General features: G+C 26.5%; 16 protein-coding genes and 1 pseudogene. 8 read left to right on the plus strand and 9 right to left on the minus strand.

All coding sequences use genetic code 4. The annotated features are described in order from the left end of the window. The first annotated feature begins 155 nt into the window (after positions 1–155). Genes tsaE through MAGA_RS01815 form a run of 4 tightly spaced genes read left to right on the plus strand, consistent with a single transcriptional unit; the run spans position 156 to position 3,946 of the window. Positions 156–560, plus strand: coding sequence for a tRNA (adenosine(37)-N6)-threonylcarbamoyltransferase complex ATPase subunit type 1 TsaE (gene tsaE / locus MAGA_RS01800; RefSeq protein ID WP_013021987.1), 405 nt, complete (start codon positions 156–158; stop codon positions 558–560). Then, positions 560–1,117 carry a tRNA (adenosine(37)-N6)-threonylcarbamoyltransferase complex dimerization subunit type 1 TsaB gene (gene tsaB, locus MAGA_RS01805; protein ID WP_013021988.1) on the plus strand — a complete coding sequence of 186 codons (558 nt, stop codon included), beginning with the start codon at positions 560–562 and terminating at the stop codon, positions 1,115–1,117. Before tsaE ends, tsaB begins: the two co-directional genes overlap by 1 nt. A 1-nt stretch (position 1,118) precedes the next feature. Continuing rightward, positions 1,119–2,051 carry a tRNA (adenosine(37)-N6)-threonylcarbamoyltransferase complex transferase subunit TsaD gene (gene tsaD, locus MAGA_RS01810; protein WP_013021989.1) on the plus strand — a complete coding sequence of 311 codons (933 nt, stop codon included), beginning with the start codon at positions 1,119–1,121 and terminating at the stop codon, positions 2,049–2,051. A gap of 23 nt (positions 2,052–2,074) precedes the next feature. Beyond that, positions 2,075–3,946: an MAG3240 family lipoprotein gene (locus tag MAGA_RS01815; RefSeq protein ID WP_013021990.1), complete on the plus strand. Its 1,872-nt coding sequence runs from the start codon at positions 2,075–2,077 to the stop codon at positions 3,944–3,946. Between the two features lie 70 nt (positions 3,947–4,016). Here the strand turns inward: MAGA_RS01815 and MAGA_RS01820 are convergent, their stop codons facing one another. From MAGA_RS01820 to MAGA_RS01840, 5 genes are all read right to left on the minus strand, one after another. Next, the gene (locus tag MAGA_RS01820; RefSeq protein WP_013021991.1) at positions 4,017–4,388 is read right to left on the minus strand and encodes a PTS transporter subunit EIIB; all 372 of its coding nucleotides are present in this window, start codon (positions 4,386–4,388) and stop codon (positions 4,017–4,019) included. A gap of 61 nt (positions 4,389–4,449) precedes the next feature. Beyond that, positions 4,450–5,730 carry an ATP-binding protein gene (locus MAGA_RS01825; protein WP_013021992.1) on the minus strand — a complete coding sequence of 427 codons (1,281 nt, stop codon included), beginning with the start codon at positions 5,728–5,730 and terminating at the stop codon, positions 4,450–4,452. A 633-nt stretch (positions 5,731–6,363) separates the two neighbouring features. After that, on the minus strand, positions 6,364–6,612 hold the full coding sequence (locus tag MAGA_RS04715; protein ID WP_013021994.1) for a hypothetical protein: 249 nt from the start codon (positions 6,610–6,612) through the stop codon (positions 6,364–6,366). Positions 6,613–6,619: 7 nt separating this feature from the next. Then, the gene (locus MAGA_RS04720) at positions 6,620–6,817 is read right to left on the minus strand and encodes a hypothetical protein (protein WP_052300248.1); all 198 of its coding nucleotides are present in this window, start codon (positions 6,815–6,817) and stop codon (positions 6,620–6,622) included. Between the two features lie 220 nt (positions 6,818–7,037). Beyond that, the gene (locus MAGA_RS01840) at positions 7,038–7,775 is read right to left on the minus strand and encodes an Mbov_0400 family ICE element protein (protein ID WP_013021995.1); all 738 of its coding nucleotides are present in this window, start codon (positions 7,773–7,775) and stop codon (positions 7,038–7,040) included. Positions 7,776–8,296: 521 nt separating this feature from the next. Here MAGA_RS01840 and MAGA_RS01845 point away from each other — a divergent pair. After that, positions 8,297–9,325: an IS30 family transposase gene (locus MAGA_RS01845; RefSeq protein ID WP_013021693.1), complete on the plus strand. Its 1,029-nt coding sequence runs from the start codon at positions 8,297–8,299 to the stop codon at positions 9,323–9,325. A gap of 187 nt (positions 9,326–9,512) precedes the next feature. Here MAGA_RS01845 and MAGA_RS04870 read toward each other — a convergent pair whose 3' ends face one another. The 4 genes from MAGA_RS04870 to MAGA_RS01860 form a co-directional block, all read right to left on the minus strand. Beyond that, complete coding sequence (locus MAGA_RS04870; RefSeq protein WP_268741576.1) at positions 9,513–9,638, minus strand: hypothetical protein; 126 nt, start codon at positions 9,636–9,638, stop codon at positions 9,513–9,515. Between the two features lie 104 nt (positions 9,639–9,742). Next, on the minus strand, positions 9,743–9,958 hold the full coding sequence (locus MAGA_RS01850; protein WP_013021996.1) for a hypothetical protein: 216 nt from the start codon (positions 9,956–9,958) through the stop codon (positions 9,743–9,745). A 114-nt stretch (positions 9,959–10,072) separates the two neighbouring features. Further along, on the minus strand, positions 10,073–12,361 hold the full coding sequence (locus MAGA_RS01855) for a hypothetical protein (RefSeq protein ID WP_013021997.1): 2,289 nt from the start codon (positions 12,359–12,361) through the stop codon (positions 10,073–10,075). A 26-nt stretch (positions 12,362–12,387) separates the two neighbouring features. Then, positions 12,388–12,675, minus strand: coding sequence for a hypothetical protein (locus MAGA_RS01860; protein ID WP_013021998.1), 288 nt, complete (start codon positions 12,673–12,675; stop codon positions 12,388–12,390). A gap of 155 nt (positions 12,676–12,830) precedes the next feature. Here MAGA_RS01860 and MAGA_RS04915 point away from each other — a divergent pair. The 3 genes and pseudogenes from MAGA_RS04915 to MAGA_RS01875 all read left to right on the plus strand — a co-directional run. Further along, a pseudogene (locus MAGA_RS04915) lies at positions 12,831–13,497 on the plus strand (transposase); the annotation flags it as partial. Positions 13,498–14,122: 625 nt separating this feature from the next. After that, positions 14,123–15,001 carry a BspA family leucine-rich repeat surface protein gene (locus MAGA_RS01870; protein ID WP_235619431.1) on the plus strand — a complete coding sequence of 293 codons (879 nt, stop codon included), beginning with the start codon at positions 14,123–14,125 and terminating at the stop codon, positions 14,999–15,001. Continuing rightward, a complete protein-coding gene (locus tag MAGA_RS01875; protein WP_013022000.1) occupies positions 14,979–16,013 on the plus strand; it encodes a BspA family leucine-rich repeat surface protein in 1,035 nt (344 codons plus the stop codon). Before MAGA_RS01870 ends, MAGA_RS01875 begins: the two co-directional genes overlap by 23 nt. The last annotated feature ends 2 nt before the right edge of the window (positions 16,014–16,015 follow it).

Raw genomic sequence — 16,015 nt, forward strand, 5'->3', positions numbered from 1 at the left:
AAGTTAATTTTGTAAATCATAAAATACACTTACTTAACCTATAAAAACAAGAAAAGGCAAAGGATTCTTTGCTTTTTTGTTATTTTTTTGCACTTTATATATTTATAAAACTATAATTTAAACACATATATTAAAGAGATTTATAAAAGGTAAATATGCATCCAAGCAAAATTTTTGTCACAAAAGAAAATCAAAGTCTTACTGAAGTAGCTAATTATGTTTTGAATAATTTAACTAAAAGTAAATTATTACTTTTAAATGGGGAATTAGGTGCTGGCAAGACTACATTATTAAAAGAAATAGCTAAGATAATTGGAATAAAAGAGCCTATCACTTCACCAACTTTTAACTATATGAAAACATATAATGGGCTAGTTCATATTGATGCATATCATCTTATTGGTGAGATTGACGAATTTATTGACTATGCTAATGAGAATGATATTATTGCAATTGAATGACCTTCTAAAATAATTCATTATTATTCAAATTATGTAAGTGTAGACATTGTTTTGGATGAAAATAATAATCATATTTTTACTATAAAGGTGGTTGAATAATGAAATTATATTTAGACACTGCTAACGATGATTTTGTTTTAGCAGCCTTTGATGAAAACTTCAACTTAAAGTATTCTAAAGTTTTGCAAAAGTATCAAAAAAAAGTTGAATTAATACCACTAAGCATTAGCGAAATGCTTAATGAATTACATGTAAAAATTAGCGATTTTGATGAATTTTATACAAATTTAGGTCCTGGTTATTTTACTGGAGTAAGAATCTCTTTAGTTTATTTAAGAACAATTGCAACAATTAAAAAAATTAAAATTTTTACAGTTAGCACAATGCAAATTTTAAGCCAGCAAAATAAAGATAAAAATGCATTTTATATAAATGCAAAAGGCGAAAAGTACTTTGAATATTTAGTAAATCAAGAACCATTTGATCCTAGCCAAATAACCTGTAAAACAGGCGTAAAAGACAATTATGATAGTGTAAATTATGAGCAGTTTTTAAATAATTTTAAAAACTACAAACAATTATTTATTGATTATGATGACTTAAATAAAATTGAGCCTTATTACATAAAAATGCCGCAGATAGGAGCTAAAAAATAATATGAAAATATTAGGAATTGAAACTAGTCATGATGACACTTCTATTGCGATTTTAGAAAATAATAAAGTAGTTGCCTTAGAAACAATTAGTCAAGTTGATATTTTTAAGGAATTTGGTGGCACAATTCCGGAAATATCATCAAGAGAGCATGTTAAAAACATAAACTTAATTTTAGAGATATTGCTAAAAAAACATGATTTATCTACTATTGATTATGTTGCTTATACTAAAGAGCCAGGATTAGTTGGAACACTGCAAATTGGATATTTATTCGCTAATGCAGTTTCATTAGCTTACAATAAGCCAATAATTCCTATTAATCACTTAGCCGGACACTTTTATTCATGTGCAATAGATCATGAAATAAATTATCCTTCATTATGTCTATTAGTTTCAGGTGGCCATACTCAATTAATGCTTATTAATAATCCAAATGATTTTCAAATAATAGGTCAAACATTAGACGATGCTGTTGGCGAAGCCTTTGATAAGGTTAGCTCAAAATTACAATTAGGTTTTCCTGGTGGCCCTATAATTGATAAAATATATAAAAATTATAATGGTGAGTTTATTAAATTCACTGAGCCTCATGCTCCTGGCGAATATAATTTTTCATTTAGTGGACTTAAGTCGCAAGTTATAAATTACTATCATAATAAAATGCAAAAAAAAGAAGCAATTGATACTAATCAAATTGCAGCTAGTTTTCAAGATTGTGCAGTTAGTTACTTAATTAATCAAACTAAAAAAGCACTTAAAAAATATAATGTTAAGTCACTAGTTTTAGCTGGCGGAGTTAGTGCCAATAGTGAGCTAAGAAAAAGATTTTTAGAAATTAGCAATATTGCCATAATCCCTGATTTAAAGTATGCAACAGACAATGGAGCAATGATTGCCTCATGTGCTTATCAAATGCTAAAATACAATAAATAAAAGCATTTTGTAGAAACAAAAATATGAAGTTGAAATCAAAATTAATTATACCTTTGGCTTTTAGCGCTTTTACTACTTTTATAGCAGCATCATGCGAAAGTAATGATGATATTTTTAATTTAAAAGAAAATAGCGATGTTAAAGCAAGTGACATTTTTTATAAAACATTTTTATCGCAGTTAAAGTCTTATACTTTGCATTCATTATTTAATGATTTGCAAAAAGGTTCTATTTCATTAAATTTACCTGATAAAGTTGACGAATTTACCTTAAATAAAGGTAAAAATGACATTATTTTTACTTACAAAAATAAAAAATATTCCTTAAAAAAGGTAGTAGATAAAATCAAAAATTTTAGCTTTGATGAAATCTTAAAACCTTTTACATATGAAAAAGAAAACGATAAATATGTTGTCAAACGGGCTAATAAAATTAATAATGTCACTGACATTAATATTCTTTATAAACTAAAATTAGAAAGCAAAATCAAGTATTCTGACTTTTTTGAATACAAAAAAGAAATTTTCCAAAATCACTATAAAAAAGGCATATTGGATGATTTTAGCATCCCTGATTTACAATATATGTTGCAAAGCTCATTAATTAATAGTAGTTTGCAATATCCTGAACAATCATTAGCAAATAACATAAGAAGTAAGGCTTTCATTAGATCAGAATTTCAGCAAAAACTACTTGAAAAAAGACTTTCTAATGAATTACAGATTTACAATTTTCAAGCCAATGAACTAGTTTTTGATCATGTTAAATTTAATAATCTTAAACTTGAAAATAACGTAATAACCTTAAATATAGACTTATTGGACAATAAGAATAATTCTCTTTTAAATGAAAATCAGAAAAAGACAAAATTTAAATTATCAAATTTTTCTAAAGGACAAAGTGATACATATTTTGACTTAAAGACTAAAAGCAAGCTAACAATAGATTTTGATGAAGTTAAATTTAATGAACTGGTAAATAATCCTGAAATAAAATTTAAGCCAAATCCTTTAGGCTATAAAAATATTGATGATTTGATGCATCCTACAAGAGATTATGAAGCTTATAATCTAAATAATACAGCCATGATTCTAGCTGAATTAAAAGATGATATATTAATAAGTAATGTACCTGACCAATTTGCCTTTAAAATAGGAAAATTCGAAAAAACCAAGCTATTAAATAATTCATTTGCTATTGGTAAATTAGCTATAGAAGAAACAAACACTAAACAAAAGTATAACTGATATTCAATTGATTTTACACCGCATAAGCACATATTTACAAATGGCTTATATTTAAAAAATGAATTAGGCTCAATAAATAAGACAAAAGATACATATTTTAGCTATCTTGTTAATGATAATAATTTTGATAATGAAGGAAATTTAAAGTTTCCACAAGGCATAAAAGCTATTGACTTTATAGAAAATTCATTTATTGACATAGCTAATTTTTTGATCTATCAGCATAAAAACAACTTATTGCTTTGACAAAATAATTCAATGTCAAATTTACCAGTTTTAGAAGTTCTGAAACACAGGAGTTTTTATGAAAAATGACTATCAATAATCTTTTCACAATATACGCTTTTGTATAACATTAATAATGATTCAACTGATGATGGCTTAATAAAAAAAGTTGAAGTAAAACTTATTGATTCAGATAAATATGAAGCATCTAAAAATGGATTAGGCACGATTCCAATTTCAATTAATTTTATAAATCACAGAAATGAAAAGATGCTTTCAAAAGACTATAAATTTAATTTAACAGGATTTAAAGGCTATGATAAAAGCATAATTGAATCTAAAAAAGCCGAACTAAAAGATGAGTATAAAAGCTCACTGCCACTTAAAAATAAAACACTGCCATACCTAATGAAAATTAAATAAAAACTTGTTACACCAAACCACAACAAGTTTTTATTTTTATATTTTCAATCCTGTTTTATGTCTTAAAAGACTATTTAATAATTTCATTATTTAGCTCTTCGCAAAGCTTTTTGGCATAGTCTCCCACAACTATTGAGATATTATTTGATGAAATCATTAAGCCACTAACGTATTTTAATTGTTCCAATTTATCTTTTTGTACAGCTGTTTTATCATTGATAAACACTTTTATTCTAGAAATAGTGCTTGAAGCGCTTATAATGTTGTTTTTGCCACCTAATAAATTAACTAATTCAAGTGTGTCCATACTTGAATCTAGCCTATTAATTTCGCCCTTTTTTAGTTTTTTGACTTTATTATTTTTGATGCGTCAATATAGTCAGCAAAAGCCAAATGTAAATATTGTAAGCATTGCTATTTTTCATTTATCGCCTGTTGTCATAACTTAATCCTTATGGAAATATTGTACATTAATATTTATAGCATTAATTTAAAGTATTATTCTAATCTTTTAATGCATTAATTGGCACAATGAAAACTCCATCATCTCTTTTGTATGCTAAGTTGCCAAAGCCGACAATTATGCACTTTAAAATAGGTTCACTTGCGCCATTAGCTACCATATTATTTATTGTTTTATTTAATTTCTTAGCAGCTTCATCAACAACATTAGAACCTAGTTTTATTTCAATAGCGCATCAATCACCACCGCTAAGTTCAATAATTGCATCTATTTCATTGCCTTTATAATCTTGATAATGATAAACCTCGGCATCATTTGCCCTAGCATATATTTTTAGATCTCTTACAACTAATGATTCAAACAAAATGCCGTATAAATTTACATCTTTGGTCAATTTTTCAGCAGTTAAATTTAGCAAAGCACAAGCTAATGAAGGGTCACTAAAATAACGCTTTTCTAATTGTTTGACTCTTAATGATGAGCGATAGTTAGGAGCAAACGGTTCTAAGTTGTCAAACAAAAACATTTTATTTAAAAATTCTAAATACTTGGATAATGTTGGTCTTGATATATTCTCTGGTTCATTTTGTGAAATGTCTGAAATTATTGCTCGTTCAGAAACAGTAGTAGAAACATTTCGTGCTAGTGATTTTAAAATGAGTTTTATTTTGCCATAGTCAAATTTATTGCCAAATTCATCAACTAATTCTTGACTTAAAATTGCATTAATATACTGCTTAGCGACTATGCGAGAATCTTTTAATGGAGCATCAATCCCACCTGGCCAACCGCCTCTTATAATTAAATGAGCTAACTTATCAAAACTTAGTTCTTCAACATATTGTGGCTGGAAATTATAATTTTCAGCACATAATTTTTGTAGTGAAACTATGCCAGATGAATCTCCTGATTCATATAAGCTCATTGTGTTCATTCTAAGCCTACTAATTCTACCAGCACCACTGTGCAAGATGCCTTTGTACTTTGGAGTGGAAGAACCAGTGAGTATAAATAGACCATTTTCGCCAATTTCATCAACTTTTGCTCTGACTGCATCTCAAATTGCAGGAGCTTCTTGCCATTCATCTATCATTCTAGGATTCTCTCCCATCAAAACTGACGAAGGATTCAAATTAGCCAACTGTCTATTTGCAAAATTGTTATAAGGATTGCCTACTAAAAACTCACTTTTAGATGCATGTCTAGAAGTTCATGTTTTTCCACACCATTTTGGTCCTTCTATGCAAATTGCACCTGCAATTTTTAAATAGCGACTAATTACTTTATCAATGATTCTAGGTTTATATATTTTCTTGTTCATAATGCTACATAAAAATCAATAATTTACCAAATTTAGCTAAAAAACTTTACCAATTTTTGCAAAAATATTTTACCAAATTTTGAAATATTCGTTTAGGCAGAAAGCAATTAAAGATCAACATTTCATGCCTTTTTAAACCGCCAAATGATGATGTTAAATCAGTTGATGATAAACATATTGACGCTCTGCCATACAATTATTATTAGCACTATTAAGTGCAATTTTAATGAGTTTATTAATTATTTAAAGCATACAATTAATTCATTTTCATCCAAGCCTAAAACAGCGCAAAAAAATCAATGATATAAAGAAATTTATAAGGTTTTATACACTTATAATAAGTTTATAAATGAGACAATAACAAACAAATATTACACAAGCGGTAATGCCAAAACATTTGTTTATCATGACTTAAAAAGATATATAGGAAAGAATTTTGGGCTTAAATCAATCAATACAATCATTAGAACAATAATGTCTGTAACAAACCACAATTTAATAATCATATAATTTGACCAAAAGCACTATAAAACAGGGATAAAAAAAACACAATAATAAAATATTGTGAATTTTTATTATGTCAGAACTAAAATAGAGTAGAATAAATATTGAAGTAAGAATTGAATTATCATCTTACCCACTTAATACTTTCATTTCCGTAATTTCTTTAATTTTTAACTTATTGAGATAATAATTTAATAGTTGCTTGCTAGGCAATAATTGTTTTAGGTTAGAAGGAATTTTAGAATTCTCTAGGTAGAATTTCGCAGCTAATTTCAGATTATCAATATCATATTTACAATTAGAAATCTGCTTGAGTTTTTCATCGTGATAATAAGTAAAACGAGTTATCTTACCTTCATCATTTTTTGTTTCATACATTGTAATATTAAGTAAAAAAAATACCGCCTAGAGTAATTCATTTTCTAGTTTCTTTTCTAAATATCTTTCAGTTAGGATAAAGGGCTTTTCTTAATGTGTTTCGAAAATACTCTTCCTTATCATTTAACTCTTTTGCTTTGTTTGCATATAACTTATTAGTAGTTTCTAGGATATTATTAAATATATCTACATCTAATTTTTCCATAGCATATTAATTATATGAAACAATGCATTATTAAAAAACTTAGTATAAAAAATTCACAGGTTATAAGCCTATGAGAGTTGTTAATATGTTTAGATATATAAAATATTACTTGTATATTCAAATGGCTCTAGAAAGCTTTATTTACTTAAACAAAAGCATTCTAGAGCAATAAGCCTGCATCATCTTCTAGAGTGCTAATTTCGTCTTTGACTTCTTGTTTCTAATGATTATCAAGAAGAGCTGCTTGTTTTTTAGCTTCCCTTTGTCTTTTGGTCTTGCTAGGTTTTTTCATAGCATTATTTACTTCATCTTCTTCAAGACCACTGAGAAATATAAAATGTTTTCTTAACCCTAAGTATGTATCGGGAAGTTTAGATAATTCTTTATCGATAAAGTATATAGGAGTGTATAGCAATTTAGTATATGTATTTATAAAATTGAAAGCATCATCTTTAATTTGTTGGTTTATTTTTTTATCTTTTATAAATTTAGTTTTAGTTTTAGTAAAACCTATAACTTGAGAAAATTTAACATTGTTAGAATGAACAAGTGCGAATAATTTAGTCATTACTTCATAATAAATTTCATTATCTAGGTCTACATTATTTCATTTGCTATCTTTTTCAAAGAGACTTTCAAATAGTTCTTTATCCATTACATTAATTACTGAACAGTTAATGGCATTTCCTATAGGAGCTTCATTCCTATAGATATTAATATTGGAGATTATTACATTTTTCTTATCTACATTGGTTGATTTCCTGTTGCTGTTTCGAATAGTTTTAACTGGCAGAAAATAAACTTTATCATTAGAATAAAAGACTACATAAGGACGGTTAAGTTTATAGGTTTTGATAGTTCCAATTGTATTTTCATTTTTGTTTATTGCAATAGGTAGATTATTTTTATTGTTTCGAACTTTATAAATTTTGCCAAACATTATATAATTACTATTCATACTAATATAAATTATAAAACAATAAAAAATGTAGGTATTTAAACCTACAATTGTTTCTTTTGTTCTCCGAGTGACCAGACACCCGAGGGTAGTTCGAAACTATAATCTACCTAATAATAGAGATATTTATCTCATAAATATTATAGTGCATATTTTTTGTTTTTGTTTAATTTTTTATATTGTTTTATTTGTTATTCATTAACGAAGTAAAAAGCACCACAAGTTAACTTGCGGTGCTTTCTATTGCCTTTTGTTAAAATTTGAGTAACTAACTTAAAAAGAAAGGCTTTTAAATTATATATGATTAGCAATGACAAAAATACTAGTTATTCAACTGACATATGCTTGTTTAAAAAAAACTAAATTTGCACAGCAAGTACAAGTTTAATTATGTACATTATGTGATTGATGAAACACATTGAGATGAAATACTAACTAAGTCAAATCTCAAAACCAATAAAAATAACATTAGCCCATTAAGACTTAAAGAAATTCTTGAAAGACTAATTGCAGGCTATGATATGAAAACTGTTTCTAACATCGTAGGGTTTAAATCAAGATCAATTTATAACTTATTTGACAGAATTAAAATTGAGACAAAGCGTGGTTATGCTAAATACCAAAAGAAATGTAAATTGTGTGGTATGGATTTAAAAGGCAAAACGATATATGTAATTAGTGCTCTCAAATTTTTAAACTTAATTGAAACAAGGAACGATTCAAAAAGATTAGAAAACAATCCTAAATTGCTGATGAAGCACATTGACTTTTTTAAGTTTTACGAGCAGTTACTATACTTTTATTTAAAGAATAGAAATAGTTTTAACTTGGAAAATAAAGCCGTTAAACAGTCTGTTGCTAGCATTATTTTTAAATACATAAGAAAACTAGAAGCACAAGGAAAACTTCAGAATTCATATATTCCATCAGTTCAAAACTTTTACCGTATATTGGCTAAACATAGTACTTTTGGTCTAAAATTAGATATTCTTCCATATAAATCAAATGGCAAATATGGAAGCCGCACAACTGTAAAGCACGAAACCAAGAAAAAGACAATAGGCAAACTTATTACTGAACGTCCAGAATCAGTTAATTTAAGATTAAATGACAACGATTATGAAATGGACACTGTAATTGGTTTAAGATCTGATAATTATTGCATTCTTACATTAATCAACAGAAAATCTAGAATGTTTTATTGCACTCTATCTAGAAGAAATGCAAAAGCAATAAAAGAAAATTTAGAGAAATTGATTAAGAACAATAATCTTATTATTGACACATTAACTATTGATAACGGAAGTGAAAATTACAAACTTCCAGAGATAGAATATATCAGAGAAATTTTTCATTGCCACCCTTATTCATCATCAGAAAAAGGTAGTATCGAAAATGCTCATAGACTATTAAGAAGATACGTTCCAAAAGGAAAATCTATAGATAGATATGTTGGTCAAGATCTAAAACCAATAGCAGATTTTATAAATTCACACCCAAGAATTTATAAAGGAATTTCTGGCTTTAAATGTGCTAAGCAAATGCAATAAAAATTAACATCAACACAAAATTCCGCACTTTTGAGTACTCAAAAGTATCTTTTCTTTATTTTTTTTTACTCTTTTAGTCATTCTCTTGTTAGAACTTCCAAAAATTGGTATTATTTTTCCGATACTCAAAAAAGGCGCTTTTTACTTTAAGAATTTATAATTGTTTTATTTGTTTTAATGAAGTATCTTAGAGTATTAAGCCTTCATCATCTTCTAAGGGATTAATTTCTTCTATTTTTTCATTATGTTCAGTAGAATTAATCTGGCTAGTATGTGCTATATTTTCTTTTTCTTTGTGCCTCGCTAAGTTCACAAAGTGTTTCCTAAGAATACTGTATTCACTTGGCAGTTTGGATAATTCTTCATTTATTTTGCATAAAGAAATCTTAAGTAATTCATAATATGTTTTTATAAAGCTTATTGCAACAGTTTTAATTTCATTATCAATCTTTTTTCTTTTATAAATTCAGTTTTATATTTGCCAAAACCTTTTACTTGATAAAATTTAACTTTATTAGAATTAAGCGTGTAGTATAACTTAGTTATTACATCTTTATAAATTTTGGCATTCAATTCAACATCATTTCATTTATTGTCTATTTCAAATAAACTTTCAAAAAGATTTTTATTCATTACATTAATTACTGAACATTTAATGGCATTTCCTATAGGCGCTTCATTTCCATATATATTGTAATTAAAAGCAAAGATTACAAGATAGTTTTGCCTACACCATTATTTATGCGTTTAAATATTATTCTCTAAAACAATAATGTCATATGATATTTTATTGTGTGCAAAAAAACCACCAGGAGATATGCTTACATCTTTGATACTTTTTAACGGTAACTGTTTTTTGCCTTCAGGCAAATAAATAGTCGGATGAATTGAATGTATACCAGAATCCGAAGGATGTGAGCCCAAAAGTGTATTAAAAATTAATGATGATATTGTACTTTTGTCTAAAAAGTTGTTATCGATAATAATTTGGCCTAAGTTAGATTTAAGTTGGTTATTAGGAAATGTGCTATATCTGTCTATGTCATCAAGATCATACTTAACATACATAATTCCTTGAACTTTGTTTGTTTCAACTAGAATTGTAGCACTATTACTTTTTCTTCAAACATTAATAACTGATAAATCATCTTTCTGCACTCCGAGTTTTTGGAAGAAGTAGTTATTTGTTGCTCAAAGTTTATCTGCAATTTCTTGTTTAGTGTCATTAAATAGCGTTCCAATGTCAAGAGTTCTATTTTTTATATATTTTTCAAAAATGTTGTAAAAGAATTTTATCTTAAGTGAACCTGTGTATTCATAATGATTTATTACTTTAATAATAAGTTTTTTGTTATCTAATTCTTTTGAAAGTTGCTCTTCTTTTATTCCTAATTTTTCAATAGCATTTTTATTTTGCTCTATAAAATTCTTGTATGCAAAATCTATATCAAATTTGTCATCTGGCTTCAATTCAAAAACATTAATTAATTCCTTTAGATCTGAATTAACATTTCTTTTACCGTAAACATTTGTTTTAATTGAGCCTATGTAATCTGGGTGTTCAATTTCTAAAGTTTTTTTATAATCATCATTTATGTCAGTTGTTAATTTAATATGACTTTCATCAAGATTTAATTCTTTAGCTATTTCTTTGTTTATGTTTAAAAATTCTTTTATAATAACGTTATCACTAAAATCATCAAATTTAGGTAAATTGAGCACAAATTTATCTAAGTAAGTAGTTATATCTTCTTTTTTATATACTTTAAAACTAATTTCACCAAATCAAAGTTTATTTGTATCATTAATTTTCGCAGTAAAATTATCCTCAACTAATGTGTATGTCAAATCACTTTCTAATATATACAATTCCTCTAGTACATTTGCATTAGTTCTATAAAATGTTTCAAATATATGTCGTGCATCTAACTCACTAAATTTTCCTAAATTAGTTTCGAATTTGTTTATGATGGTTTTTATGTCAGATTTTTTAGAAACATTGAAACTTATTTCACCTTTTCATAATCGTGAATTTCCTTTTACTTTTATAGTAAATACATCACCATCTAATGAATATTCTAAGATATTAGAGCTTATGTTGGCTCTTTCTAATTCATCTTCATTCAAACGATAAAAAGTTGCAAATATTTCATCCTTGTCTAATATTTTAAACTTAGGCATGTCAGTATTAAGTCTATCTAGAATAGATTCAAGATTATATTTTTCATCAACTCTAAATTCTACTTCTCCAGTGAATTCATCATTTGTTGAATTGACTTTAACAGTAAAAATATTACCTTCTAATGTAAAAATTAAGTCTGAAGCATTAAGTTTTAATTCATCTAATTTTTTGCTATTGCTTTTAATAAAGGTTTCGGCTAATTCCTTTTCGTTTAAACTTTCAAATCTATATGTAGATGAATCTGGAAATTCTCAATTTATTGACTTTATATTGCTTTTTGTATAAACTTCAAAACTAAATTCGCCTTTTCAGCGATTAGAATCTTCTCTGGCTTTTATAGTAAGCAAATTATTTTCTAATGATCATTTCAGATCTCATTTATCCAAACCCAACTGTGATAGTTTACTACTATTTTTTTCAATAAAAGTTTCGAAAGCATAATAGTCTTTTGGATGTGACAAAGTATCGAATTTAGGTAAATTGAGGATGAGTTTATCTTTAATGGTTTTAAGGTCATTCTTAACATAAAAATAAAAACTAACTGAACCTTTGAAATCTTTGTTGGAAGGCATTACATTTACTGTAAACTTATTGTTATCATTATCAATTGAGCAATCTAAATCAGAAGAATTTATTTTTAATTCTCTTAGTTTTTCCTTGTTTTTGGTAATAAATGTGTCTTTTAAAATTGTCTCATTTATTTCATCAAAGCTATATCAGTAATTTACAAAGTGCCATTTTATATCACCAATATCTGTTTTTTTATGCACTTTAAAACTAAATTGTCCAAATAGTGATTTGCTAATAGGCTTGGCCGCAACTGTAAATGAATCGTTTTGCAATGAATATTCCAAATCATCTAAGTTTATTTTTAAATCATCTATGATTTTTGATTTAGCGAAATGAAAGTATCAAACACAACTTTTGCGTCTAAACTATCAAATTTAGGAAACTTTGTATAAAATGCAGACTTAATATTTTCTAAATTTGTCTTTTTTAATTCTGATTTTGTACTTTTATCAGTTATAGTTCTGTTATTCCCTGAAAAAGGATCTTCTATTATTAAATTTTTAGCTTCTTTTATTAACGAATCTTCGTTACACTTAACAGAAATAAGAGAAAGCGAAATTAAAGCCCCCCCCCCTAATAAGGTCATTATCTTTTTCATACTGCTCCTCAAAATTATGACTATATTAGTTTCATTATATTATTGCAAGTGTTAATTTTAAGAATTTCCAAAAAACATGTAATGTAGCAAATAATTTTTATGGAAATGTTTCTATAGGACAAATATTAGTATAGAATAGGTAAATACATCAAAGTATAAACAAAGGAATAATTATAGGCGATAAATGCATAAATAGCAGTGCGCTAATATCTAATGTAGGTTTTATACATCATCTTAAAAGATCATTAAAACTCTTAAAAAAATTGATGCATACAATATGAAATATAAAATAAACAGCAAAGATGGACCAACCTGATGTAAGAAGGTATTTCACAATGGTCTTTATTACTATGCTTTTAGAAATTTAAAGCGAGCATCAAAAGAAGAACAAGACTTTATGTAAAGTAAAAAATTTTCAATTGAAAGATATGAAAAAATTAAGCACAAATTCGGAACAATTGTATATGTATCAGATCAAGATATCACTTGTGGAGTTGCATTGAATTTATACAAGCAAAGATGAGAAATAGAGCTTTTTAACGATTTTTATAAAAATACATTGGAGTTAGAAACTGTTAGACAACATTATGACTACAGTGTTTATAGTGATGAGTTTTTGAATATGTTAACTCTTATAATCGGAAACAGAATCAAGAATAAATTTGCTGACTCAAAAATTTTAGAGACTAAAACCTATCGTGATGCAATGAAAATATTTAAGCAATATAAAAAAATACAAATGCCATATAAAAATGACATTTGATATGAAACTGAGCCCCCAAAAAAAGTATGGAGCTCATCGAAAAAATCTTGTATAGTTAATTTTTTGGGAAACTTTTAGTTATTTTTAAATTGATAAATTTTCCAAAAATCTATAAAAATTAATTAACTAGTGAAATGAAAAAACAGTAGAATGAACCAACAGTTCTTTTGTATTAAAAACATATATTGTTTTGAAAATTAAACCAGAGAAATACTGCTCATTATTAATTATAAATTTTCAAATTATTTAGTCAAATATCCCTGTTTTATAGGTTTTATGGTCTTATACTATCAAAATATTTTTTATATTAAAATCTTTTTCATAAATGTTATTAAATTCTTCCACAATAATCAATTATTTTAAATGTCAATTATGTTAACAATAAAATATCTACTAACTAATTAATCAAAAAATAGAGGTATTAATGAAAAAGAAATTTTCTTTATTAGGGGGGGGCTTTTAATTTCGCTCCCTGTTATTGCGGCTTCATGCAATAACACTCAAAACCAGACGAATAATAATGAAAAGAAAAATCCTGAAAAATTAAATCAGGACAAAAATAAATCAAACGAGATTGCTGTTTTAAAAGTTTGAAATGAAAATTTCAAAGATAAATTAGATAGTGCTCAAAGTTATGAAATAGTCTTAAATAGACTAATCAAATTACTTAATAGTAACAAAGATTTGAAAATATCATTAGCAAATCAAAATGATTTAAAGAAAAGATTTTCTAAAGATATTGAAGCGAAATTAACTCAAAAGTTAGCTTTAAAAGTTAATGACAATGACTTATTACTCGAAGCAGGTAAGGTTGCTTATGGTCAGCAAGCAACTAAATATAAAGATCCAGAAACTGGTGAAATTAAAGATACGCTAGAAAAAGATTTAAGCAAGCTTAAACAATTTGAAAATGTAAAGGAAATCACACAAATTGGATTTTATGATGATGAATGAAACAATTACCTAACCAAACACGGGGTTAAATATAATTACATTCAGATGGTCAAGTTACCTAAAAATGTCAACAAAGTTCCATCAGTACTACCAGAAGAAATCACGGCATTAATTGAAGTTTTTAGTGGTAATACCAATGCAAAAATAGAAGGCATTGAATCTTGGAACACAAAAAATATAATGAATACAAAAGGCTTATTTAGTAATGCACAATTATTTGATGGCAACATTTCAAAATGGGATGTTTCAAGTGTTACAAATATGCATGATATGTTTAATGGCGCCAAGTCATTTAATCAGGATATAAGTAAATGACAAACTAAAAGCTTAAAATATTTGTATCGCACATTTTCAAGAGCTGAAAAATTCAATCAAGATATTAGTAATTGAGATGTAAGCAATGTTGCTAGATTTAGTAGAGTACTATATGGAGCTAAATCATTTAACCAAGATCTATCAAAATGAGATATTAACATTACTAGGTTAGAAAAATTCCAAGGTGATAAAACGGGATATGATGACTGAAATAAAAGAACTTTAATAGAAAATGAAAAATCAAAATGACCGCTAAATTTGCAAAATGTAAATGTCAGTATTAGAAATAAGTAACATTATTTTGAATGAAATAAAAGAAATTGAAAAAAAGAATAATGAACTTAATGCAAAAATAAATTCTCAGCAGAAAAATAATAATTTTTATGCTGCAAAACTTAGCAAAATTGAAGAACATAAAGACAAACTAGTAAAAGATGAAAAAAGATATAAACTTGCAGAGGCATATAGGTATAAAGCTAAATTAAAAGAATTGCCAACAAAAACAAACAATAAAGTTCATACAGAAATAGAAAATAAATTAAATAATGTTTCTAACTTAGTTTCAAAATCACAATTGATGTCATTGCAAAATTTAAATAATCTTCTATTAGAAAAACAAAATATACTTGATGAACTAAGCTATAAAACAGTCAAATTTGATAATGAATGAGAATTAATTCGAGAAAAATTAACTTCATATTGAGGCTATGCAGTAGAACCAAAATATAATGAAAATAAAACAGAATTAAAGGTAATTGGATGATTTGTAAACAAGGATTTTGATATTCAAATTGAACAAATATCGCAAAACGTAAACAAAGTTCCTACACTACCAGGATATATAAATAGCTTAAAAAATGCTTTTAAAGACAACTTAAGCGATAATATAATAGGAATTGAAAATTGAGATACTAAAAATGTTACTGATATGTCTGGTGTGTTTTGAGGTGCTAAAAATTTTAATGGTAATATCTCAAAATGAGACACATCAAATGTAGAAACAATGAGCTCAATGTTTAATGATGCATCAAAATTTGATAGAAATCTAAGTGACTGAAAGACATCAAATGTAACAAATATGCAAAGTATGTTTACTGATGCTAAGGCATTTAACAACGCAAATAAAAGTCTTAACTGAGACGTTTCAAAAGTAAAGGATATGAAATTTATGTTTTTTGGTGCAAGAAAATTTAATCAAGATATTTCAAATTGAAATGTAAAATCAGTTGAAAATCACAACCATTTCTCTACAAATTCTGGTTTTGCAAATGAAGAAAATAAATTGGCACCTAAATTTATAAATTAATA

The organism is Mycoplasmopsis agalactiae (assembly GCF_000089865.1).
Lineage (GTDB): Bacteria > Bacillota_I > Bacilli_A > Mycoplasmatales > Metamycoplasmataceae > Mycoplasmopsis > Mycoplasmopsis agalactiae_B.